Source organism: Exiguobacterium sp. s130, from assembly GCF_018619055.1.
GTDB lineage: Bacteria > Bacillota > Bacilli > Exiguobacteriales > Exiguobacteriaceae > Exiguobacterium_A.
The window spans coordinates 351799-375313 of the sequence record NZ_JACSNI010000002.1 but is presented as its reverse complement, the minus strand read 5'-3'; the positions used below and the strand labels follow the sequence as shown (position 1 = coordinate 375313).

Here is a 23515-nt window from a genome sequence, read left to right as displayed (position 1 = left end):
ATTGATTTTGTTTCAAGGTGAAACACCGAAAATATTTCTGCTATTCTTATAAAATGAAGAGGAGGTATGACAGATGAATTCAGAAATCATCTATTTCGTATGCGAGAGTGGAATGGCGAGTAGTATCATGGGGGCTACGATTTTAAAAAAGCGCTTACTTGAATGCGGTATTACGACAGACGTCAAGACATGTCGGATCGCAGAACTACCTGATCAAGCAGCTTTTATCGTCGGAGAAGCGCAACTCGTCCATCGACACGTATGGAAAACACATTGTTCGGTTCATCCAGTCGATCGGATTCTTGATCCGACTGCATATGACGTCATCCTCGAATCTTGGCAGAAAAGAGTGAGGCTGCATGACTGAATTTACACCACGTGAACATGATATCTTATTTTTCCTCTTATCACGCGAGGAACCTGTTCAAATACAAGAGATTGCGGAAACGCTCGAGACATCGGAACGAACGATTCAACGTGAACGCGATCGTCTTGCCCAGTCTTTAGAAGATCATGATTTGCGTTTGACATATGTTCGCGGCAGAGGTCTCTTGATTGAGGGAACGGACGAAGCCAAACATGCATTACGGGACCAACTCTTGTTGTCACATAAACAATTACCGAACGCTGAAGATCGCCAAGTCGAGTTAGCGTATCGGCTACTGCAAGAAGACGGGATGGTCAAATTACAGGCAATCGCCCATGCGATGTATGTGGCTCCGAGCACGGTTAGCCAGGATTTAGAGCGGATTGATGAGTGGTTTCTACAATATGACCTTGAAATCAAGCGCAAAAAAGGTATTGGTGCCGAAGTCATCGGCGAAGAAATCAACAAACGCCGTTTACTGATTTCATTGATCTTTACGCAATGGGATGTTCTTGCTTTCTATCGGTTGTTGCAAGGCGACGCTGGGCAATTACCTCATCTGTTACAAATGAACCGAACATCATGGCTTGAGATGATCAATCAAGCGTATGCAGTCATTGCACCGTTGACGAAAGAAGGGCGTCTTAATGACCGACAAATCATGCGTGCGACACTCAGCTTAGCTTTACAAGCGTTACGAAAAGATCAGTTTCCGATACGTTACGAGTTAAAAGCGTATCCGGTCGAAATCCTCAAATGGGTGGAACGCGTCGAAGAGCGATTACCTGACACATTGTCGATTGCCGAACGCCAATGGTTATCAGAAGAATTGCGTGCTTTCTTTCAATCGGACGCAGGAGATACGGAAGAACTCGTCACGCGCCTCCGTGTGAAACGATTGATTGAACATGTCTCCTTATTGTATGGAACGAACTTTACGAAAGATCATGCTTTGGAGCGGGGGCTCGTTTCGCATATACAATCCTATACGCGTCAAAATAGCGTTAATCCGTCCTATGTCATCAAACAAATTGAACGGGAATATCCACGTCTGTTCGATGCGGTCAAACAAGCAGCATTATCGATCTTCACAGATGCGACATTTGAAGACGTAGATTTAGCATTTTGGGTCATGCATTTCGGGGCTGTTCTCAGCAAACCGACACCTAAACTACCATATCGCGTTTTAGTCGTCTGCTCTGCTGGACTCGGCTCTTCAAAGTTATTGATGAATCGGTTACGGCAAGAATTTACTGAACTTGAACATATCGATAACTCGTCACTGTTTGGCATTGAACGGTTACCGATTGAATCGTATGACTTCGTTTTATCGACCGTGCCGTTGCCTGACATCCGCCCACCACATCTTCTTGTCAACCCGTTGCTCCCTCAGGATGAGGTCGAACGGATCCGAAAATTGATTCTTGCCTTACCAAAATCCTTCCAACCAGAACCACGGCAGACGAAAACAGAATGGCTCGATCTCGAGCAATTGCATCGGCTCGTTGCATCGTCGATTCAAGTGTCGAACGGATTTCAAATGGAACGGTTGGAGCGTGTGGACGATGGGATTGAATCGTTATTATTTGAGATCAGCACACGAATAGTCGACCAAGGATTAGCAAAATCAGCTGTTTCACTCTCGGCGCAATTGTTGCGTCGTCATGAGATGTCGGGTCTTGGTATTCCAGGAACACGGCTTGCTTTATTCCACGGACGTGATGCGACAATTCAAAGAGGAGGATTTCTCATTTTGAATTGCCTGAACCAATCGACTTACTCGGGATGGATCAACAGTTGCAATCCGTCGAAAGGCTTCTTGTCCTTGTCGCACCGGAAGAGACCTCAAACGAACTGCTTGAATTACTCAGTTCGATTAGTGCCGCAATCATTGAAAGTCCCGAACAAATGGATCAATTTGAGTTCGGAGAGGAACATGCAATTCGTCTGCTTTTAAATCGAACGTTTCGAACGGTAATTGATCAATTCCTAGGCAATACTTGAAAAACCCCTGTCACTCGAACTTTGAAGTGGCAGGGATTTTTTCTTGGATCAGGCAGGCTTCTTTCCAGTCTGTCCAACTTCTTGGACAAAGACTGAACTAGGAAAGATTGAGTAAGCGCTTGCAATGATCTTACAATAAGGGCATAGCAAAGCAATCATCTTATCAACTCATACACGAAATGGAGGCTAACGCAATGGCGACAGCTCAAAATGGAGCACGGGGTATCCGTGTACAAGTTCAACGGTTCGGTAGCTTTTTAAGCGGTATGGTCATGCCGAACATCGGTGCATTCATCGCTTGGGGGATCATCACGGCACTCTTCATCCCGACTGGATGGGCACCGAATAAGGAACTCGGTGAACTTGTCGGTCCGACAATCACCTATCTCTTACCGTTGCTGATTGGATACACGGGCGGGAAGTTAATGCATGACGTCAGGGGAGGCGTTGTCGGGACGCTTGCGACGATGGGGGTTATCGTCGGAACAGAGATTCCGATGTTCCTCGGTGCCATGATCATGGGACCACTTGGTGGATACGTCATCAAAAAGTTCGATCACTTAATTGAAGGAAAAGTCAAACCAGGTCTCGAGATGCTCGTCAATAACTTCTCAGTCGGAATCATCGGTGGTTTGTTGATGCTCGGTGGATTCAAAGTATTCGGACCACTCATGACAGGTCTTGACGACATCATGGCCGCAGGAGTTGGTGCGATCGTCAGCGCACATTTGTTACCACTAGCGAGTTTGTTCATCGAACCGGCAAAAATCTTGTTCTTAAATAATGCGATCAACCACGGTATTTTAAGCCCGCTTGGTCTCGACCAAGTAAATGAGGCGGGTAAATCAGTTCTGTTCTTACTCGAAGCCAACCCGGGTCCAGGTCTTGGATTGTTACTTGCATACTCGTTCTTCGGTTCTGGTGCAGCGAAGAAGACAGCACCCGGTGCAGCATTTATCCAATTCATCGGTGGAATTCACGAAATCTATTTCCCATACGTCTTGATGAAGCCAGTCTTGTTGCTTGCGATGATTGCAGGTGGCATGAGTGGGATCCTCACCTTCGTCCTGTTTGATGTCGGATTAGTCGCACCCGCTTCACCTGGTAGTATCATCGCGGTCCTCGCAATGGCATCACGCGGTTCTTACGTCGGATTGATTGCAGGTGTACTTGTTTCAGCATCTGTGACATTTATTGTCTCGACTGTCCTGCTAAAAACTAGCAAGGCAAAAGAAACGTCGCTTGAAGAGGCAAGCGCGAATGTCAGTGCGATGAAAGGAAAACAATCAATTGCCTCATCACTCGTTTCAGCTGATGCAAAACCACTTGCGGAAGTCGAACATATCATTTTCGCTTGTGACGCTGGTATGGGATCGAGTGCAATGGGTGCATCCGTTCTTCGCAATAAAATCAATAAGGCGGGCTTACCCATCAAAGTGACGAATACGTCGATCAGCCAACTTCCGTCAAACGCTGAACTGATCATCACACACCGTGATTTGACGGAGCGGGCAAAGGAACAGGTACCAACGGCAGAACACCGGTCAGTCGATAACTTCCTGAATGCCGGATATTATGATCAACTCGTCCACGAGATCGAAACAGCACGGAATAAGATTTCTTAAAGATAAAGATAAAGATAAAGACACTCAAGGAGGAATAAACATGACAACGACAATGAACCTTTCACCGGAACTTGTATTACTTGATCAACAATTCGCAGACGAGACGGCAGCCATCACGGCTGCCGGTCAACTCCTCGTCGATCACGGATATGTCGAAGCGGGGTATATCGATTCAATGCAGGAACGTCATGCCTTATCAACGGTCTACATTGGCAACCATGTCGCGATTCCACACGGAACAGAGTCGGCTAAATCACAGGTCAAGAAAACGGGGCTATCGATTCTACAAGTACCGCAAGGCGTAGCGTTCGGAACGGAACAAGCACGACTCGTTATCGGCATTGCTGGCGTCGGTGATGAACACCTCGAGTTGTTATCGAATATCGCAGTCATTTGCTCCGATGAGGAGAACGTAGAGCGCATCGTAGCAGCGACATCAAAAGAAGAAATCATCGCGTTATTGACAGCGGAGGTGTAATGATGAAAGCCATCCATTTTGGTGCCGGTAATATCGGACGAGGATTCATTGGCTTACAACTCGTCAAGACGGGTTACGAAGTATGCTTCGTAGATGTCAATACGACAGTCGTCGATGCATTAAAAACACGACATACCTATGAGGTGGGTTATGCCTCTGAAAGAGGAGGGCGTGAACGGGTCGACGGCGTGACGGCACTTAACAGTTTATCTGAACCAGATCAGGTCGTTGCAGCGATTCGTGAAGCAGATGTAATCACGACAGCTGTCGGACCGAGTTTGTTGTCGAAAGTAGCTCCTTTGATCGCGGAAGGGTTACGTCAACGGGATCAACAGACACCTGTCTACGTCATTGCCTGTGAAAACATGATTGGGGGGTCAAAACACTTACAAACAGAGGTGGCGAAACATCAACCGGTAGCGGAGAATTGGTATTTCCCGAATGCAGCAGTTGATCGGATCGTGCCACTTCAGCATCACGAAGATCCGTTGTACGTCGAAGTGGAAGAATTCTTCGAATGGGTGATCGAAACGACTGGACTACCGGAAGCCTATCCACGGATCGAAGGCGTCACCTATGTCGAGGATATCGAACCGTTCATCGAGCGGAAGCTGTTCACTGTCAACACGGGACATGCAATTGCTTCATACCTCGGAGCACTATTTCATAAAGAGACGATCGCTGAAAGTCTAACAGATCCACGCATCCGTCGGGGTGTCCAGACGGCACTTTACGAAACAGGGTGGTTGTTACTTGAAAAGTACGGCTTTAATCCGGTCGATCATAGTGCGTACATCCAAAAGAATATGAAACGCTTTGAAAACCCGCGAATTCATGATGAAATCATTCGTGTCGCCCGTTCACCGATTCGTAAATTGAGTCCAAGTGACCGACTTGTCAAACCAGCAAAGGAATTGATGGAGCGTGGGATTGAAGCAGATGGATTAGCACGTGGGATCGCAGCAGCCCTGACCTATTTCGATCCAAATGATTCAGAATCTTCAGAATTAAATGCGTATATTACGAAACATGGAATCGAAGATGCGCTGAACGCATATCTACAACTGTCAGCAACGGATCCACTTGGATCTCGGATCGTTGAACATTATGAAGCGATGCAACAACAACTCAACTCGATTGCTTAAGAATGAATAACTCTGTAAGCCGAACACCTTTCACATCTGTGAAGGGTGTTCTTAGTTTGCGATTTAAATATGTCATGGTATCGACAAAATAAGCAGTTTCTAAAAATCTTGCTATCACAATTTGATTACAATTTGTATATTAAATTTGGAATATTCGAAAACGAATATTTAGCGAATAAAATACATTGTACGCTATATGAACGGAACATCTCTATTCCGATTTTTCAGGTAAGAGAAGGTGATCATATGTTGAATTATAAAGTGAATGTATATAGATTAAACGGAGCACGACCAAAAACTACAAAAGGAACCGGACCAAAACATTTGATTTATTCGAGTCAGTTTTCTTCACGTACACCAGTCCATTTATTGCATCAACTCATCTTGAATCGATTGTTGGTTGAGCAAGAAAAAAACCTAGATTTAACGTATACGATCGAAGTAAATGCGGTACTTGATCAATTCGTGATCGACGTCCGTGTCTTTTCAACAGATACGGTCAGCATCCAAGTCGAGCGTGACTTGATTGAAATCATTGAACGTGAAGAAGTTCGTCATATCCCAGCGCTTGAAATCGGAAAACCGGATTTCGCAGAATTCGCTCATATCGTCTTAAAGGTGAAGGAAGGTGGACCACGCCTTTCACAAGAGGATACGCAACGAATTTTCAATGAGTCTGGTGTTCGAGGACGAATTATCCTGCACAAGGAGCGAATCGATAGTCATGAACCCTCCCATTCGATTCAGTTGTTGATTGGTGGGGCCGAGAAGTGTTTGTACAGTCTCTCGCAATATCAGCTTGATCCACTCTTCCGTAAACATGGTTTGACGATTCAATCCTTGAATCTGTTACCGTTTGATTTATTCATGATTCGCGACAAAATCGCGATGCTGTCTTCAGCAGATGCTTCGCAACTGTGGATTGATGACATCACGACATCCAAGAACGGACGATCACATCAGATTTGTTTTAACGATGGGAATGAATGCATGACGGTTATCTGTGATCTTCATGGATCAATTCGGTCTTATAAATGTTCGTGATGGTTTAATTCTTCTTCGAATAGGCTACATTCTTAACAGAGGTTCTAACGAAGGGGAGTCGAACAATCATGTTATCTAAACAACAGACGGAAGAATTCAAGCAACGGTTATTGAAGGAAAAAGAAAAGACGACATCAAACATCGAACAACGCGATACCGATTACGATGAAGGTGAACTGTCGAGTTACGATAATCATCCTGCCGATTCCGGCGATGAATTGTTCTTGCGGGAACGTGATCAAGCAATCACGGATATGCAAGAGGATATGCTATCGGATGTGGATCGCGCCTTAAAAGCAATCGAGGACGGAACGTATGGCATTTGCGAAGTCTGTGGAAAAGAGATTGAATTCGAACGTCTTGATATCATTCCAGAAACCCGATTATGCATTGAGCATGCAAAAGAAGAAGCAGAACAAAACGAGAACGATCCGAATTCGCGACCAAGCGAAGAAGATGTACTAGATCCATCTGTCACAGCTCGCGGGAAAGACATCGACGGTGATACGGACGGATTCTCGAAAGTAAGTGACTTTGGTAGTTCCGATACACCGTCTGATCAAGAAGATGGAATCGATCCGACACGGTCTTGACCGACAAAACATCTCCCGAAAATGGAGATGTTTTTTTTCGAAAAAAATCACAAATAGTTACCTGAATTTTTTGACTTTTCATATAATTTTGATACGATGGTATCGAGGGGACTGTTTTAGCCTATATTAAAATGTAAGCGCATACAAGCATCCGTCTCACTGCTTGACCATTTTAGTTGAGGGAGGAAATAACGCATGATTTATGACATTCCGAACAAGCAAGGGTCAAAAGTACAGTACAAGGAACGGTATGAAAATTACATCAATGGAAAGTGGACGGCACCTGTCGGGGGAGAATATTTTGATAATGTGACACCTGTTACTGGTAAGGTGTTGTGCCAAGTCGCTCGTTCTACAAAGGAAGATATCGAACTCGCTCTTGACGCAGCACATGCGGCAAAAGAAGCATGGGGAAAAACATCTGTAACCGAACGTTCGAATATTTTAAATAAGATCGCCAATCGAATGGAAGAAAATCTCGAGATGCTCGCTTATGCGGAAACACTTGAGAACGGAAAAGCCGTTCGTGAGACACTTAACGCCGATTTACCGCTCGCGATCGACCACTTCCGTTATTTCGCTGGGGTCATTCGTGCCCAAGAAGGTTCGGTTGGCGAACTCGATCAAGATACGGTTGCGTATCACTTCCATGAGCCACTTGGCGTCGTCGGTCAAATCATTCCGTGGAACTTCCCGCTCCTGATGGCTGTCTGGAAATTAGCACCAGCTCTCGCAGCAGGAAACTGTGTTGTCTTAAAACCAGCAGAACAAACACCAGCGAGCATCATGGTACTCGTTGAGATCATCGAAGATTTACTTCCACCAGGTGTGCTCAACATCGTCAATGGATTTGGTCTTGAGGCAGGGAAACCGCTCGCTTCAAGCAAACGAATCGCCAAAATCGCCTTTACGGGTGAGACGACGACAGGACGTTTGATCATGCAGTACGCTTCGCAGAACTTGATTCCGGTCACACTCGAACTCGGTGGGAAATCACCGAACATCTTCTTTGAAGATATCATGCAGGCAGACGATGCATTCTTCGATAAAGCAATCGAAGGATTATTGATGTTCGCGTTGAACCAAGGGGAAGTCTGTACGTGTCCGTCGCGTGCCTTGATTCAAGAATCGATTTACGAACCGTTCATGGAACGTGTTCTAGAGCGCGTCAAAGCCATCAAAATCGGAAATCCTCTTGATGTCGACGTCATGATGGGTGCTCAAGCTTCGAACGAACAGATGGAGAAAATTCTTTCGTATCTTGAAATCGGTAAGTCGGAAGGCGCAGAGTGTCTAATCGGTGGAGAGCGCAACATGCTCGAAGGAGATCTCGCAGAAGGATATTACATCCAACCAACGATCTTCAAAGGCCACAATAAGGTGCGCATCTTCCAAGAAGAAATTTTCGGACCGGTTCTATCGGTCACGACATTCAAGACGGAAGAAGAAGCACTCGAAATTGCGAATGATACGTTATATGGTCTTGGTGCCGGCGTCTGGACACGTGACATGAACCGTGCTTATCGGTTTGGTCGTGCGATCGAAGCAGGGCGCGTCTGGACGAACTGTTATCACCAATATCCAGCTCACGCGGCGTTTGGTGGTTACAAAATGTCAGGTATCGGACGCGAGAACCATAAGATGATGCTCAACCATTACCAACGAACGAAAAACCTACTCGTTAGCTACAACCCGAATAAACTCGGTTTCTTCTAAGTCGGAAAGGACGTGGATGCAAATGGTGGAACGTGTTCAGGCGACAGCAGCTTGTCTTGAGTTGATCGACCAGTTGAGAGAAAAACACGGTCCGTTGATGTTTCATCAATCTGGTGGTTGTTGCGATGGCAGTTCCCCGATGTGTTTTGCGCAAGGCGATTTATTCCTGGGAGATCAGGATAAAAAACTAGGAGAGATCGGTGGTTGTCCGTTTTATATTCATGAAGATCAATATGAGTACTGGAAACATACCCAACTCATCATTGATGTCGTGGATGGTCGAGGCGGAATGTTCTCTCTTGAGGGTGTCGAAGGGAAACGTTTTTTGACACGCTCCCGTGCGTTCACGCAAGAGGAAAACGCTGAACTATCAGCATCAAGTTAATGAAGGATACAAACGCGATTTTGTCTAGGCGACTTGTTCATTCAGGTCGCTTGTACAGAATCGTGTTTTTGTTCGTATTACAGCGTTCTAACAGGATAAAAGTTGGTAATGCGGCATAAGAACGGTATAATGAACTCATATTTTGACGAGAAGATTTTTTCACACTAAGACATTATAGGGGGTCACCATGAAATATCCATTTTTAGGTTGGACAGGTCAAACGATCGGAGTGACGGCGCCCTCCTCCGGATTACGTGAACAGCAACAGGAATGGGTCGAACGAGCAGTTGAACAGGTACAAGCACGGCAAATAAACGTCCGTTTGGGCGAAACGATTTGGTCGCATCAACTTGCTGAAAGTGCACCGGTCAAACAACGGGCTGAGGAATTGAATCACATGATGACGGATGAGACGATTGATGCCGTCATCCCGCCATTTGGTGGGGAACGCGCCATTGATCTTTTACCCGAGTTGACGCCAGCTACTTACCAAACAAAATGGTTGCTTGGCTATTCCGATATCAGTACGTTATTGCTCAGTCTGACGCTTCAGACAGGAATTGCGACAGCGCATGGTCCGAATTTCGTTGAGCTTCGAAGTGAAGAGTGGGATGAGACGACAAGTGCCTGGCGACGGGTGCTCGCGACGCCAACTGGAGGAACCGTCACACAGTGGGCTTCCGATCGTTATCAATCCGAGTGGACTGATGAAGAACGTCCAGCAGGTTCATTATTTCAGTTAACGGAAGCGACGGAATGGAAAGCACTTGATGAGCGAACAGAAGTGACCGGACGGTTACTTGGTGGCTGTCTGGAGACGATTCGCCATCTGATAGGGACACCGTACGGAGATGTGCGTCGTTTTCAGCGTGAAGAGATCAACGGAGAACCGATTCTCTGGTACTTTGAGGTATCTGAAGCGAGTTCTGCAGAGGTGCATCGGACGCTTCGACAAATGGCGTATGCTAGATGGTTCGACCATGCGGCTGGCTTTTTATTCGGGCGTACATCTGCAAGGATTACTGAAGATCTGACATGGCTAGACGTGTATCACTATCTAGCGGATGAAACAGGCTTACCAGTCTTATATGATCTTGACATCGGTCATCAGCCACCGCAGTTGACGTTAATCAATGGAGCGACAGGTGTGGTTCGTATTCAAGGAAAAGATTCACGAATCGATATTACGTTCAACTAAAAAGGAGAGCACGCAATGGCACGTCGTAAGTTTCAAGCATTAGGCGTTTATAAACGCGTCCATATTAACCCGGAGACACGTCGAATGACGTTACCGGAACCGTTTTACGATGCACTTCGTCTAGAAGATGAATTGCTGATTGCACAAGTCGGAGATGTTCTCGTCATGCGTCGTCCGGGGGAAGTCGTCGAGATAGAAACGGATTTATTGAGCGAACTCGTAGAAGATGGATTCACGGGTACAGAGCTTGTCCAAGAGTTTGCCTACCGGCGTCAGCAACAGGAACAACGATTACGTCAACAAGTCTTGCAGGATGAAGAGGATGACCATGCTGCTCAACTGAAGATCGAGCTATAACGGAAAGAAGGAGTGGGGCAGATGCGTCGCAGAACAAAAATTGGAATCGGAGTCATCGGATCCGGATTAGTAGCAGCGAGTTATTATTTTTATGAGATGGCAATCGCCACGAATCCGAAGCCGTTCTTATCGAATAATCGGGATTTGAGTGATGAGATGGTCCGGTTGATGCAACCTGGACAAACATGGATCAAGGAGCAGCCGCTCGAGCGGATCGAGATTGAAGCGAAAGACGGCTTAACGTTGCGCGGACATTTCCTCCCGTCTCCTGTTCCGTCAGATCGGATTGTCATTCTCGTGCATGGATACGGAGGCGTCGGAACGGATTTAGCCGGATTCGCCTATCTGTACCATCAGGCCGGTTTCCATGTCATGATGCCCGATAATCGAGGACACGGAATGAGTGACGGTCATTATATCGGATTCGGATGGCATGATCGGGAAGATTGTCTCAGTTGGTCGAACTATCTGATTGAACGGATTGGACAGGATGCGAAACTGTTCTTACATGGTGTGTCGATGGGAGGGGCGACCGTATTGATGACGAGTGGCGAACAACTTCCACCACAAATCAAAGGAATCATTTCTGATTGTGCCTATACGTCCGTCAATGCTGTTCTTGCGTATCAGATGAAGCGGATGTATCGACTACCACACTTCCCGTTTTTAGGGATGACGAGCGTATTAACGAAGCTAAAGGCAGGTTATACGTTCCGTGAAGCATCAGCGCTGAAACAGGTCAAAAAGTCACAGGTTCCGATTCTCTTCATTCATGGTGGTGCGGATACGTTCGTACCGACAGATATGGTGTATGAGCTGTACGAAGCCTGTCCAACGGAAAAGGAACTGGTCGTTATTCCGAATGCCGCACACGCGATGGCATATTTCGAGGATCCGGCTTTGTATGATGACGTCGTTGAGAAGTTCGTCCGGAACATCTTGCGAAATGATTGACAACTCAGTTCGTTACCCGCTATATTAATATCATAAATCAACGTCGTCGTGGCGGAACTGGTAGACGCGCTAGACTCAGAATCTAGTGGTGGCAACACCGTGGAGGTTCAAGTCCTCTCGGCGGCATAAATGATTGAAGGAGGCAATCCCATCAAGGGGTTGCCTCCTTTTTTGATAATGAATAGAAAACGATTGCATCGAATAAAAATTCAGAAATGTTTATCTTTTTAGAACTTTTCTGGTAAAATACGTTTTAAAGAGGGTACTCTTCAGGGAAAGTACTAAGTGGAGTCGACAATCTTTAACACATAGGAGAGGGGAAACAAACATGAAAAAAGGAAGTATTTTGCTAGCGCTCTTGATGAGCTGTATTCTCGTACTTGGTGCATGTAGTATCGGTTCGAAGGATGAAGGGTCTTCAGAAGGAAAGACGTATAAAGTTGGTATCGACGTCACGTATCCACCATTTGAGTACAAAGACGGGGACACGTACAAAGGAATCGACATTGATCTTATGAAAGCAATCGCTAAGGATCAAAACTTCAAGATTAAATTTGAAGCAATGGATTTCAGCGGTATCATTCCAGCACTTCAAGCAAATCAATTGGACGTTGCCATTGCCGGTATGAGTATTACACCAGAACGGAAAAAAGTCGTCACATTCTCAGACCCATATTTCAAAGCTGGTCTTATTTTAGTCGTCAAAAAAGATGAGAATGGTATTAAATCCGTTAACGATCTTAAAGGGAAAAAAGTAGCCGTCAAAAAGGGAACGACGGGTGCAAAATATGCAACGGATAACGCGGATAAACTTGGCTTCACTGTTACACAATTCAATGACAGTCCAGCGATGTTCCAAGAAGTAAAGAACGGTAACGCAGCTGCCTTGATTGAAGATTATCCGGTCATCTCATATGCAAACAAACAACAAAACCTTGGATTAAAACTTGTCGGAGACCGTCTCAACGGTGATAACTACGGGATCGCTGTCTTAAAAGGTGAGAATAAGGATCTGCTGAAGAAAATCAACAAAGGACTTGCGAATCTGAAAGAAAACGGTGAATACGATAAAATCGTTGACACGTATCTGAAATAAGTCGCAAGGCGATAAGGGAGTGGGATAGCCAATGGAAGTGGTCAAAACCGCATTTCCATTTTTCTTGGAAGGGCTTCAAGTCACATTGTATATTTTCATCATTGCGGTCATCATCGGCTTTCTGATTGGCTTAGTCGTCGCATTGATGCGGTTGTCACCGTTAAAGATTTTGAACGCGATCGCGATCATCTATATCGATGTCATTCGTGGTACACCGTTCATCGTTCAGCTTTTCTTCATCTACTTTGGACTCAACTCGCTTGAGTGGTTATCGATGGACCGGATGTATGCAGGGATACTGACGGTCGCGATCAATGCTGGTGCTTATTTCGCGGAAATTATTCGAGCAGGTATCCAGTCGATTGATAAGGGACAAACAGAAGCCGCACGTTCACTCGGGATGACAGGACGTCAAACGATGGTTCAAATCATTTTACCGCAAGCATTCCGACGGATGTTACCAACGATTACGAATCAATCAATCATCAGCTTAAAAGATACATCGTTGTTATCGATCATCGGCATCGCTGATTTGACGCAACAAGGTCAAGTTCAGCAATCGACGACGTTTGAGCCATTCATCGTTTGGTCTGTCGTCGGATTGATGTACTTCGTCATCATTTATCTCTTGTCATTCGTGGCGAAGTTCTTGGAACGGAGGTTTACATTACGATGAGTATCATAGAAGTAAAGAATCTAAAGAAATCATTCGGTTCGAATGAAGTCTTAAAAGACATCAACGTCTCGATTGCCGAAAAAGAAGTCGTTTGTGTCATCGGTCCGTCGGGATCTGGGAAAAGTACTTTTTTACGCTGTTTGAATCGATTGGAAGAGATTACAGGTGGCACGGTCATCGTCGATGATTTCGATATTACGAGTCCAAAGGTCGATATCAACAAGGTCCGGGAAGAAGTCGGGATGGTCTTTCAACATTTTAATCTCTTCCCGCATAAGACCGTGCTAGAAAACGTCACGCTTGCACCGATCAAAGTGCGTAAATCGGATAAAGAACAGGCGAAACAGCGGGCACTTGAACTACTCGATAAAGTCGGATTACGGGAAAAAGCGGATAATTATCCAGGTGAATTATCTGGGGGGCAAAAACAGCGGGTCGCGATTGCCCGCGCGCTCGCGATGAATCCGAAAATCATGTTATTTGATGAGCCAACGTCAGCGCTTGACCCGGAAATGGTCGGTGACGTGCTTGCCGTCATGAAACAACTTGCCCTTGAAGGCATGACGATGGTCGTCGTGACCCATGAGATGGGATTCGCTCGAGAGGTCGGAGATCGCGTCTTATTCATGGATGGTGGCTATATCGTCGAAGAGAACGTGCCACAAGTATTGTTTGATTTTCCACAACACGAACGGACGCAATCGTTCCTTAGTAAGGTCTTATGATGGAACCGGCGTATCTAAATGCGGATACGCCGGTTTTTTGACGAATCATAAATAACTGTCTAAGCGCTCATAAGAAAAACTTATACATTTAAGCGTGAGAATTTGGGAATTCGAAATGCACACATAGGAAAAGAGTAGTAATATAGTAACGAAGGCACTTTCATGGAAGAATGACACGATCATTCCTTCTCATGACGTTCAGCGTTTTATTCATGCAATTCCTTTTGAAAGCGCTAACAGGTAGGGGGCTGGAAACACATCGAGTATCCACTGGATGTGTGGGGAGAAATATAGAAACGGGGGGAACCGTACATGGCAGGCCACGAGCAAGATCAACAAGCATTCTATGGACCAAACCTTGGCTACATCATTGAATTGTACGAGCGTTTTTTAGAAGACAAGACATCCGTTGATGAGGAGACACGTGCTTATTTCGAAGAGCATGGTGCACCCGTGACGGAAGCAGTCGTACCGATGCAAGTCGAGACAGGAGATTTCGAAAAATATCTTGCGGCGAATCGTTTAGCGGAACAAATTCGTGCAAAAGGACATCTTGCGGCGGATATCTATCCGCTGAAGGACCATCCGCGAGAAACAGGATTATTCGAATTGAGTCAGTACGGATTGACAGAGGCAGATCTTCGAAAAATGCCAGTCTCACTCGTCTGTCCTGAACCACCAACTGGTGTACAGGACGCGTTTGAAGGCATCGAACATTTAAAAGCGCAGTACACGGGAGCAGCCGCAGTTGAGTTCCAGCATGTCGACGATCTCGATGAAAAGAAATGGCTCCGACAGAAAATCGAGCAAGGTGCTTTGACGGCGACGCTAGACGCTGAACAAAAGAAACAATTGTTCAAACGCTTAGCTGAAACGGACCTTTTCGAAAAATACTTGCACAAAACATATGTCGGTCAAAAACGCTTCTCGATTGAAGGACTTGACGCGATGGTGCCATTGCTCGACACGATCGTCGGACACCTCATCTCGAATGGGTCGGAGACGATCAATATCGGAATGGCACACCGTGGACGGTTGAACGTTTTGGCGCACGTACTTGGGAAGCCATATGAAATGATCTTTGCTGAGTTCCAGCATGCACCGAACCACGACCTCGTACCATCTGAAGGATCGATCGGGATCACGTACGGTTGGACGGGCGACGTGAAGTATCACCTCGGTTTAAACCGAAAACTCGAGCAAGAGACACGTAACGTGCGGATGACGCTTGCGAACAATCCGTCGCACCTTGAGTTCGTCGACCCAGTCGTCGAAGGCTTCACACGTGCGGCACAAGATGACCGAACCCAAAAAGGGGCACCACGTCAAGAGCAAGCAGCAGCAGCTGCGATCCTCATTCATGGGGATGCAGCGTTCCCAGGTCAAGGAATCGTTGCTGAAACTTTGAATTTAGCGAATCTCAAAGGATATAACACCGGCGGAACGATTCATATCATCGCGAACAACACGATCGGCTTCACGACGGAGCCGACGGACTCCCGTTCGACGCGTTACTCGAGTGATCTTGCCAAAGGATACGAGATCCCAGTCTTCCACGTCAACGCGGATGAGCCGGAAAGCTGTCTCGCAGTCGCTTTGCTCGCGAGCGAGTACCGGGCAACATTCAAGAAAGACGTCATGATTGATTTAATCGGATATCGTCGTTTTGGACATAACGAAATGGATGAACCGATGAATACGAACCCGGTCTTATACGATTTGATTCATAAACATGATCCAATTCGTGTCTTGTACGGGAAAACGCTTGTCGCGAACGGGGATGCGACAGCTGACGAAATTCAATCGATTGAAACGTCGATCAATGATCAAATGAAAGCGGCTCGTGAAAAAGTACCGAACGCGGAGAAAGAGTATGGTGGGGTCATGCCGGACGTCGTCTTTAAAGGCGTTCCGACGATTGAGACAGGGGTCTCGATTGAAACATTGACGGCGTACAACGAAGAATTGTTACAGTGGCCGGATGGCTTCCAAGTGTTCCATAAACTTGAGAAGGTCCTGAAGCGCCGGACGGATGCGTTCTCGACAAAGAACGGTATTGACTGGGGACATGCCGAAACATTGGCGTTTGCTTCGATTCTCTCAGATGGAACACCAATCCGCTTGAGCGGTCAAGATTCTGAACGAGGAACGTTCGCACAACGGAACATTAATCTTCATGATGTGAAAACAGGAGAAGGCTTCTCGCCACTCCATGCCTTATCAACGGCAACTGCATCATTCTCGGTCTATAACAGTCCACTCTCTGAGGCGGGTGTTCTTGGTTTTGAATACGGCTATAATGTCTTTGCACCAGAAACGCTTGTCTTATGGGAAGCGCAATACGGAGACTTCGCAAACTCAGGTCAAGTCATCTTTGACCAGTTTATTTCTGCGAGCCGAGCGAAATGGGGACAAACATCAGGTCTCGTCATGTTGCTTCCGCATGGTTATGAAGGGCAAGGACCAGAACACTCGAGTGGTCGTTTAGAACGCTTCTTGACGTTATCGGGTGAGAAAAACTGGACAGTCGCGAACGTATCGAGTGCTGCCCAGTACTTCCACTTATTGCGCCGACAAGCAGCGATTCTCGGAAAAGAGGAAGTCCGACCGCTCGTCGTCATGACGCCGAAGAGTCTCTTGCGTCATCCGCTTGCGACATCTGACGTCTCTGAATTGACGGAGGGTAATTTCCGTCGTGTCATTGAACAAGCGGGACTTGGCGAAGCACCAGATCGTGTCAAACGTCTTGTGTTCTGTTCTGGTAAGATGGCAATTGATCTAGCGGAAGCGGTCTCGAAATCAGACGAGAATCTCGACTGGTTACAAATCGTCCGGGTTGAGGAACTGTATCCGTTCCCAGCGAAAGCCTTACAAGAAGTCATTGCGCGCTATGAATCCGTCGAAGAGATGGTCTGGGTGCAAGAAGAACCGAAAAACATGGGGGCGTGGTCCTTTATGGAACCACGGCTTGAAACAGTCGCACCGAACGGAATTCAAAATGTTCGTTACATTGGTCGTCGTCGCCGTTCAAGTACAGCAGAAGGTGACCCGGCAGGTCATAAAGTAGAGCAGGCACGTATCATCAATGATGCACTCACACCAACAGCTTCTACACCAACAGCACCATCACACGTATCGAATCACACATCATAACGTAAGATAGAAACGAGTCATAGGGGGAGAATACGATGGAAATCAAAGTACCAGAACTTGCCGAATCAATTACAGAAGGAACGGTGGCGTCTTGGTTAAAACAACCAGGTGATCACGTGGAAAAAGGGGAAGCCATCGTTGAGCTCGAGACAGATAAGGTCAACATCGAAGTGCCGTCAGATGAAGCTGGTACGTTGACGGAGGTGATGGCTGCTGAAGGAGATACAGTCCGCGTCGGGGAAACGATTGCTGTCATCTCTGCTGGTGGCGAGGCTCCAAAACCGGCTGCGGCAGAAACAGTACAAGAAACTCCAAAAGAGACACCAAAAGCAGAAGAAAAAGCGGAACAACCGGTGGCTGCAGCAGCGACTGAAAGTACATCTGTTGCGGATCGTCCGATTGCTTCACCTGCTGCCCGTAAACTGGCTCGTGAAAAAGGAATTGATTTAGCACAAGTGGCAACGCAAGATCCGCTCGGTCGGATTCGCGTGCAAGACGTCGCGACGTTTGAAGTAGCACCACGTGAGCAAGCAAAACCTGCTCCTACGAAGCCTGCTACACCGGCACCAGCACCTGCAGCCGCTCCTGGGAAACCGGAAGAGCGGATCAAGATGTCACGTCGTCGGAAGACGATTGCGAATCGCCTTGTTGAAGTCCAACAAACGGCAGCGATGTTGACGACGTTCAACGAAATCGATATGTCAGCGGTCATGGCCCTGCGTAAACGTCGTCAAGAGAAATTCGTGAAGGAAAACGAAGTTAAACTCGGTTTCATGTCATTCTTTACGAAAGCAGCAGTCGCAGCACTCAAAAAGATGCCATACCTGAATGCTGAGATTCAAGGCGATGAAATCGTCCTGAAGAAATTCTATGATATCGGCATTGCCGTCTCAGCACCAGACGGTCTCGTTGTTCCAGTCGTTCGTGATGCGGACAAAAAGAACTTCGCTGAAATTGAAAAGGACATCATTCAATTAGCGGTCAAAGCGCGTGATAATAAACTTGGTCTATCTGACTTAACGGGTGGTACGTTCACGATTACGAATGGTGGTACGTTCGGTTCACTCATGTCGACGCCGATCTTAAACGGTCCACAAGTCGCGATTCTCGGCATGCACGCAATCAACCTGCGCCCTATTGCCATTGATGCAGAACGCATGGAAAATCGTCCGATGATGTATGTTGCACTCTCTTACGATCACCGAATCGTTGATGGAAAAGAAGCTGTTACGTTCCTGAAACACATTAAAGATCTTCTTGAAGATCCAGAGTCATTGATTTTCGAAGCGTAATCATTAAAAGACCCGTTTTAGATGCGGGTCTTTTTTTTGTTGATATCACTTTGTCATCAAATCACGAAACGACGTTTACAGCTTCTCTATATCAGCTTCATACAAACAATTTAAGATAAGTGTTGTAAGAATATTTCAAGGGGGAATAGATGATGCTGAAACAAATCGGATTGACGATGGTAGCGGGAGTTGCATTAAGTACAGGACTTCCGACAGAAGATGTCGGTGCACAATCAAAAGGCAAATCGTTACTCGATTCAAATCGAATCATTAACGTTGCTCATCGTGGAGCTTCAGGTTATGCGCCGGAGCATACGATGCCAGCTTACGAAATGGGACATAAGAAATTTAAAGCAGATTACATCGAAATTGATTTACAGATGACGAAAGACGGTCATTTGATTGCGATGCATGACGAAACCGTCGATCGGACGACGAACGGAACAGGTGCCGTCAAAGATAAAACGCTTGCTGAAATCAAGAAACTTGATGCTGGTAGCTGGTTTAATGAAGCGAACCCGACGCTTGCGAAAAAGTCATATGTCGGTTTGAAAGTACCGACGCTTCAAGAAGTCTTGAGTAAGTATGGGAAGCATGCGAATTACTATATCGAGACGAAATCACCGGAAGTGTATCCCGGAATGGAACAGAAATTGCTCGACGTACTAAAGCAGAACGGATTGTCGAGTAACAAGGTCAAACCAGGACAAGTCTTGATTCAGTCGTTTAGTGAAGCGAGTCTTCAAAAAGTCAGAGCCATCGACCCGAACGTTCCACTGGTTCAGTTGATGGAAGCAAATGAAGTCAAGGCTTTGACGGATGATCGATTAACCGCAATCCGTCAGTATGCAGTCGGTGTTGGTCCTTCCTACAAAGCATTGACACGTGAAAACATCTCAGCGATTCGGACTCATGATTTGTTACTTCACCCGTATACTGTGAATGAAAAAGCGGATATGGTTCGTATGCTCGACTATGGTGTCACAGGAGTCTTCACGAACTATGCCGACCGTTTTAATGATGTCGTGAAAGGACTATACAAAAAATAAAGTAAGGACGATACAGGACTATTTCTTCTTTCGAACAGGAAAGAAGAAATAGTTTTTTGTTTTTAAAACTCGTATTTTAAATCCAATATTTCATTCCATACGTAAACCTAATAGAGGTTTATCAGAATTTCGAATCATGAGACAAAACAATGTAGTCAGTTTCGTATTTCATGGTACGATAACAGTGCAGTTTTGGGAAGGAATGGAGTGAGGATCGTGAGAATTACACAGTATACGGATTATGGACTACGTGTGTTGATGTATCTCGGGGTGCACCGGGATGTCATCACACCAATGCCGCAGATTGCAAATCATTATGGCATCTCATCCAACCATTTAATGAAGGTGACACAACAATTAGCGAAACTTGGCTATGTCGAATCAACAAGAGGTCGGTCAGGCGGACTCCGTTTGATTCGTGATCCAAAAGACATCAACATCGGGAAAGTCGTTCGGGAAATGGAACCGATGGATATCGTCGAGTGTTTTGGAAGCAACGGTCATTGTGTCATCGAACCAGGATGCCGTCTAAAAGGTGTGCTCGGACGAGCGCTTCGAGCTTTTATCCGGGAACTGGAACAGCATACATTAGAAGAATTGTTAGATAATCGTGATGAGTTGGCGCTCTTATTTGCTGCTTCACCCTTACAGCGTTCCTAATCAAAAACCCTCGTTTCCGTAAGCGGAAGCGAGGGTTTTGTCATGTCGATATACTCACATGTCATCTTGGCATTTCTTCGGTTCTACATGTTCTTTATTCTTAGACAAGTCGTCACGGACAGACGATTTCCATAATGGCACGTCGCTATAGTAAGCAGCACGCGCAATTAAATGTCCACCAATCGGTGCTGTGATGAGCACGAACAGGATGCCGAGAACGACACGAGAGGAGAAGAATCCATCTTCAGTGACGAAATAGATGATGACGCCGATTAAAATCGACATGACACCTAATGTCGCGCTTTTAGATGCAGCGTGAGCACGCGTATAGACATCCGGTAAGCGGATCAGACCAAGCGCGGTGACGAGACTAAATCCCATACCGAGCAAGGCGAAGACCGCGACGATCCATTCATTGGTTGCGATCACGTTCGATGATCTCTCCTTTCTCGATATATTTTGAAAAGGCAACTGTACCGATGAAGGCGAGTATACCAATCAACAGGATGACTTCGAGGTAGTCGCTCGTCCGTAAGATGATCGAGACAAGTCCAACGATTGAAATCAAGCTGATACCAATTGAATCAAGCGCGATGACACGATCCGCAACACTTGGTCCTTTGATGACCCGGTAGAACAGACCAAGCATCGAGAGAAAGACACCCCCGAGTGCGATATAGATTAAAATATCGAACATCACCGACTCACCTCCAGAATGGCTTTCTCAAAACTATCACGAATCGAAGCGACCGCTTCATCGACCTCTGGCATGTGGAGTGCATGAATGTAGAGTGTCTTATTATCATCCGAGATATCAACGACAAGCGTTCCCGGTGTCAGCGTGATCAGCATTGACAGCAACGTGATTTGCCACGGTTGATCGAGTTCGGTCTCATAGGCGAAAATACCAGGTTGAATATCTAACTTCGGCTTTAAAATGATTTTCAAGACATCGATGTTCGCGACGACAAGCTCGTAGAGAAAGCGGAAAAACAATAGGACGAGTGCGACGACAGGTCCGAGATAAAAGCGACCTTTGAAGCCGCGACGGAAAGCGAACATCGCAATCAGCCCTAGCGCGTAACCGATGACGAAACCGGAGGCCGAGAAATTGTTTGAGAGAAACATCCACAAGAATGCAAGAAATAAGTTGAGCAAGACTTGAAATGCCATGAATTAACGACCTCCTTTTAGTACGGCATCGATATAGAGCGTTGGATTCGTCAACGGTTCGACGGCTTGTTGAATCAGTGGACGCATCGCCTCAGTACCTACTCCATAGAGAACGCTGAGCGCAACTAAGGCAATCGTAGGAACGAGCAGCTTTGGAACAAGCGCTTGTTTATCACCAGAGTAGGTCTTCGGTGTTCCCCAAAAGGCACGCATGAACAATTGAACGACCGAATACAAGACGAGTAGACTGGATAGTAGAACGATGATTGGTCCAATCAACTCACCGGCTTCAATACCACCACGAACAATCAGGAATTTCCCAATGAATCCGCTGAGCGGTGGAATCCCGGCAAGTGATAACGCCGCGATGAAGAACGTCCAACCTAATACAGGATAGGCTTTGATCATCCCGCCCATATCTTTCAGCTTACTCGAGCCGGCAATGCCGACCATGATTCCTACGAGTAGGAATAAAGCGGCTTTAATCAACATATCATGAAGAAGGTAGAAAATCGCACCTTCTAGCGCTTGCGGTGTCATGAGGGAAACCCCGTACAAGATGACTCCGACTGCGACGATGATGTTGTAGATGATGATTTGCTTCGCATCTCGTGTCGCGAGCGCACCGATCACCCCGATGACGATCGTACTGAGTGCAAGGATACTTAAGATTTGATGAATCGTTCCAATCTCATTTGAGAAGAACAAACTATACGTCCGTAAAATCCCGTAGACTCCGACCTTCGTCAGCAAGGCACCGAACAAAGCAAGAATAGGCGTCGGTGGTACTTGATAAGAACCAGGTAACCAGAAGTAAAGCGGGAAGATCGCACCTTTTAATCCGAAGACGATCAAGAATAACAAGGCGATGACGTTTAGGATTGCCGGTTGTCCGACTTCTGAAATCTTTTGACTGATATCCGCCATGCTGAGCGATCCGATGATACCGTACAAGAAGGCAACCGTCATGACGAATAATGCGGACGAGATGACGTTAATCAAAAGATACTTCAGCGATTCTCGTAACTGTGCCGGTTTCCCGCCGAGAACGATCAAGACATAAGACGAAATCAGGAAAACTTCGAAGAAGACGAACATGTTAAAAATATCACCTGTCGTAAAGGCACCATTGACACCAACGAGCAGGAATTGAACGGCAATGAAATAGTAGTACCGTTGATAGGAAACGCTCAAGTAGACAATGGCATACCAGATGATACAAAGAACAAGAATGCTCGTCGTCGTGACGAGTAAAGCGGATAGCATGTCAGAGACAAGCGTGATACCAAAAGGTGCTGGCCAACTACCGAGTGTGACTGTTAAGATGCCGTTCGACCGGACAGTCAGCACAAGATAGATGGAGGCACAGACAGTCAAAATCGTCGAAAAGAGGGAAACGATTCGTTGTCCTTTGAGGTGTCGCGGGAAAAACATCAAGATGACACCCGTCAACAACGGGATGATGATTGGTAATAACGGTAAGTTAATCATTCGAATCGGTTCCTTTCATTTCTTCGATATTATCGGTTCCGAGTTCTTGATAGGCACGATAAGCGAGTACCAAGAAGAAGGCAGTGACACCAAAGCTGATGACGATGGCGGTCAAGACGAGTGCTTGCGGTAGTGGATCCGTATAGGAAGTCACGCCGTCCTTTAAAACCGGAGCAGCGCCTCGTTTTAGTCCACCCATTGTCATGACAAGCAGATGGGCAGCATGGCTGAGCAACCCTGTTCCGATGATAATGCGAAGAATACTTTTCGAAAGAATGAGATAAATGGCACACATCGTCAGGATGCCTGCGGCGATCGCCATGATGATTTCCAT

General features: G+C 46.3%; 24 protein-coding genes and 1 tRNA gene. 20 read left to right on the top strand and 5 right to left on the bottom strand.

Annotated elements, in window-relative coordinates; genetic code table 11:
• Window positions 1–73: 73 nt before the first annotated feature.
• The 20 genes from HZS85_RS05885 to HZS85_RS05790 all read left to right on the top strand — a co-directional run bounded on the left by HZS85_RS05885 (window position 74) and on the right by HZS85_RS05790 (window position 20517).
• Window positions 74–367 carry a PTS sugar transporter subunit IIB gene (locus HZS85_RS05885; RefSeq protein WP_214854292.1) on the top strand — a complete coding sequence of 98 codons (294 nt, stop codon included), beginning with the start codon at window positions 74–76 and terminating at the stop codon, window positions 365–367.
• Window positions 360–2324 carry a BglG family transcription antiterminator gene (locus tag HZS85_RS05880; RefSeq protein WP_214854290.1) on the top strand — a complete coding sequence of 655 codons (1965 nt, stop codon included), beginning with the start codon at window positions 360–362 and terminating at the stop codon, window positions 2322–2324. Before HZS85_RS05885 ends, HZS85_RS05880 begins: the two co-directional genes overlap by 8 nt.
• 241 nt (window positions 2325–2565) lie before the next feature.
• Entirely contained in the window at window positions 2566–3996 is a 1431-nt protein-coding gene (locus HZS85_RS05875) for a PTS mannitol transporter subunit IIBC (RefSeq protein ID WP_214854288.1), read from the top strand.
• Between the two features lie 40 nt (window positions 3997–4036).
• On the top strand, window positions 4037–4474 hold the full coding sequence (locus tag HZS85_RS05870; RefSeq protein ID WP_200934376.1) for a PTS mannitol transporter subunit IIA: 438 nt from the start codon (window positions 4037–4039) through the stop codon (window positions 4472–4474).
• A gap of 2 nt (window positions 4475–4476) precedes the next feature.
• Window positions 4477–5619: a mannitol-1-phosphate 5-dehydrogenase gene (locus HZS85_RS05865; RefSeq protein ID WP_214854286.1), complete on the top strand. Its 1143-nt coding sequence runs from the start codon at window positions 4477–4479 to the stop codon at window positions 5617–5619.
• Window positions 5620–5865: 246 nt separating this feature from the next.
• Entirely contained in the window at window positions 5866–6663 is a 798-nt protein-coding gene (locus HZS85_RS05860) for a hypothetical protein (protein ID WP_214854284.1), read from the top strand.
• Window positions 6664–6731: 68 nt separating this feature from the next.
• Window positions 6732–7256: a TraR/DksA C4-type zinc finger protein gene (locus tag HZS85_RS05855; RefSeq protein WP_214854282.1), complete on the top strand. Its 525-nt coding sequence runs from the start codon at window positions 6732–6734 to the stop codon at window positions 7254–7256.
• 195 nt (window positions 7257–7451) lie between these two features.
• On the top strand, window positions 7452–8972 hold the full coding sequence (adh, locus tag HZS85_RS05850) for an aldehyde dehydrogenase (RefSeq protein WP_214854280.1): 1521 nt from the start codon (window positions 7452–7454) through the stop codon (window positions 8970–8972).
• Between the two features lie 22 nt (window positions 8973–8994).
• Window positions 8995–9357 carry a DUF779 domain-containing protein gene (locus HZS85_RS05845; RefSeq protein ID WP_214854277.1) on the top strand — a complete coding sequence of 121 codons (363 nt, stop codon included), beginning with the start codon at window positions 8995–8997 and terminating at the stop codon, window positions 9355–9357.
• Between the two features lie 187 nt (window positions 9358–9544).
• Complete coding sequence (locus HZS85_RS05840) at window positions 9545–10555, top strand: S66 family peptidase (RefSeq protein WP_214854274.1); 1011 nt, start codon at window positions 9545–9547, stop codon at window positions 10553–10555.
• 15 nt (window positions 10556–10570) lie between these two features.
• Window positions 10571–10912: a hypothetical protein gene (locus HZS85_RS05835; RefSeq protein ID WP_214854271.1), complete on the top strand. Its 342-nt coding sequence runs from the start codon at window positions 10571–10573 to the stop codon at window positions 10910–10912.
• Between the two features lie 21 nt (window positions 10913–10933).
• The gene (locus HZS85_RS05830) at window positions 10934–11866 is read left to right on the top strand and encodes an alpha/beta hydrolase (RefSeq protein WP_214854268.1); all 933 of its coding nucleotides are present in this window, start codon (window positions 10934–10936) and stop codon (window positions 11864–11866) included.
• Between the two features lie 42 nt (window positions 11867–11908).
• A tRNA-Leu gene (locus HZS85_RS05825) sits at window positions 11909–11992 on the top strand.
• A gap of 202 nt (window positions 11993–12194) precedes the next feature.
• On the top strand, window positions 12195–12962 hold the full coding sequence (locus HZS85_RS05820) for a transporter substrate-binding domain-containing protein (protein WP_035407400.1): 768 nt from the start codon (window positions 12195–12197) through the stop codon (window positions 12960–12962).
• A gap of 31 nt (window positions 12963–12993) precedes the next feature.
• Window positions 12994–13638 (top strand): amino acid ABC transporter permease, encoded by a 645-nt coding sequence (locus HZS85_RS05815; RefSeq protein ID WP_214854265.1) that lies wholly within the window; start codon window positions 12994–12996, stop codon window positions 13636–13638.
• Entirely contained in the window at window positions 13635–14363 is a 729-nt protein-coding gene (locus HZS85_RS05810; protein WP_251137853.1) for an amino acid ABC transporter ATP-binding protein, read from the top strand. The genes HZS85_RS05815 and HZS85_RS05810 overlap by 4 nt, the downstream gene beginning before the upstream one ends.
• Window positions 14364–14675: 312 nt before the next feature.
• A complete protein-coding gene (locus HZS85_RS05805; protein WP_214854262.1) occupies window positions 14676–17516 on the top strand; it encodes a 2-oxoglutarate dehydrogenase E1 component in 2841 nt (946 codons plus the stop codon).
• A gap of 35 nt (window positions 17517–17551) precedes the next feature.
• Entirely contained in the window at window positions 17552–18808 is a 1257-nt protein-coding gene (odhB, locus tag HZS85_RS05800) for a 2-oxoglutarate dehydrogenase complex dihydrolipoyllysine-residue succinyltransferase (protein ID WP_214854260.1), read from the top strand.
• 176 nt (window positions 18809–18984) lie between these two features.
• Window positions 18985–19857: a glycerophosphodiester phosphodiesterase gene (locus tag HZS85_RS05795; RefSeq protein ID WP_251137882.1), complete on the top strand. Its 873-nt coding sequence runs from the start codon at window positions 18985–18987 to the stop codon at window positions 19855–19857.
• Between the two features lie 216 nt (window positions 19858–20073).
• Window positions 20074–20517: an Rrf2 family transcriptional regulator gene (locus HZS85_RS05790; RefSeq protein ID WP_050678277.1), complete on the top strand. Its 444-nt coding sequence runs from the start codon at window positions 20074–20076 to the stop codon at window positions 20515–20517.
• A gap of 54 nt (window positions 20518–20571) precedes the next feature.
• On the opposite strand, the gene mnhG is transcribed toward HZS85_RS05790, so the two are convergent.
• The 5 genes from mnhG to HZS85_RS05765 are packed head-to-tail and all read right to left on the bottom strand — an operon-like array spanning window position 20572 to window position 23515.
• A complete protein-coding gene (gene mnhG, locus HZS85_RS05785) occupies window positions 20572–20946 on the bottom strand; it encodes a monovalent cation/H(+) antiporter subunit G (protein WP_214854257.1) in 375 nt (124 codons plus the stop codon).
• Window positions 20930–21166: a Na(+)/H(+) antiporter subunit F1 gene (locus HZS85_RS05780; protein WP_369792030.1), complete on the bottom strand. Its 237-nt coding sequence runs from the start codon at window positions 21164–21166 to the stop codon at window positions 20930–20932. Before HZS85_RS05780 ends, mnhG begins: the two co-directional genes overlap by 17 nt.
• 47 nt (window positions 21167–21213) lie before the next feature.
• Window positions 21214–21690 (bottom strand): Na+/H+ antiporter subunit E, encoded by a 477-nt coding sequence (locus HZS85_RS05775; RefSeq protein WP_023468542.1) that lies wholly within the window; start codon window positions 21688–21690, stop codon window positions 21214–21216.
• Between the two features lie 3 nt (window positions 21691–21693).
• Entirely contained in the window at window positions 21694–23181 is a 1488-nt protein-coding gene (locus HZS85_RS05770) for a Na+/H+ antiporter subunit D (protein WP_214854254.1), read from the bottom strand.
• Window positions 23174–23515, bottom strand: coding sequence for a Na(+)/H(+) antiporter subunit C (locus HZS85_RS05765; protein WP_023468540.1), 342 nt, complete (start codon window positions 23513–23515; stop codon window positions 23174–23176). Before HZS85_RS05765 ends, HZS85_RS05770 begins: the two co-directional genes overlap by 8 nt.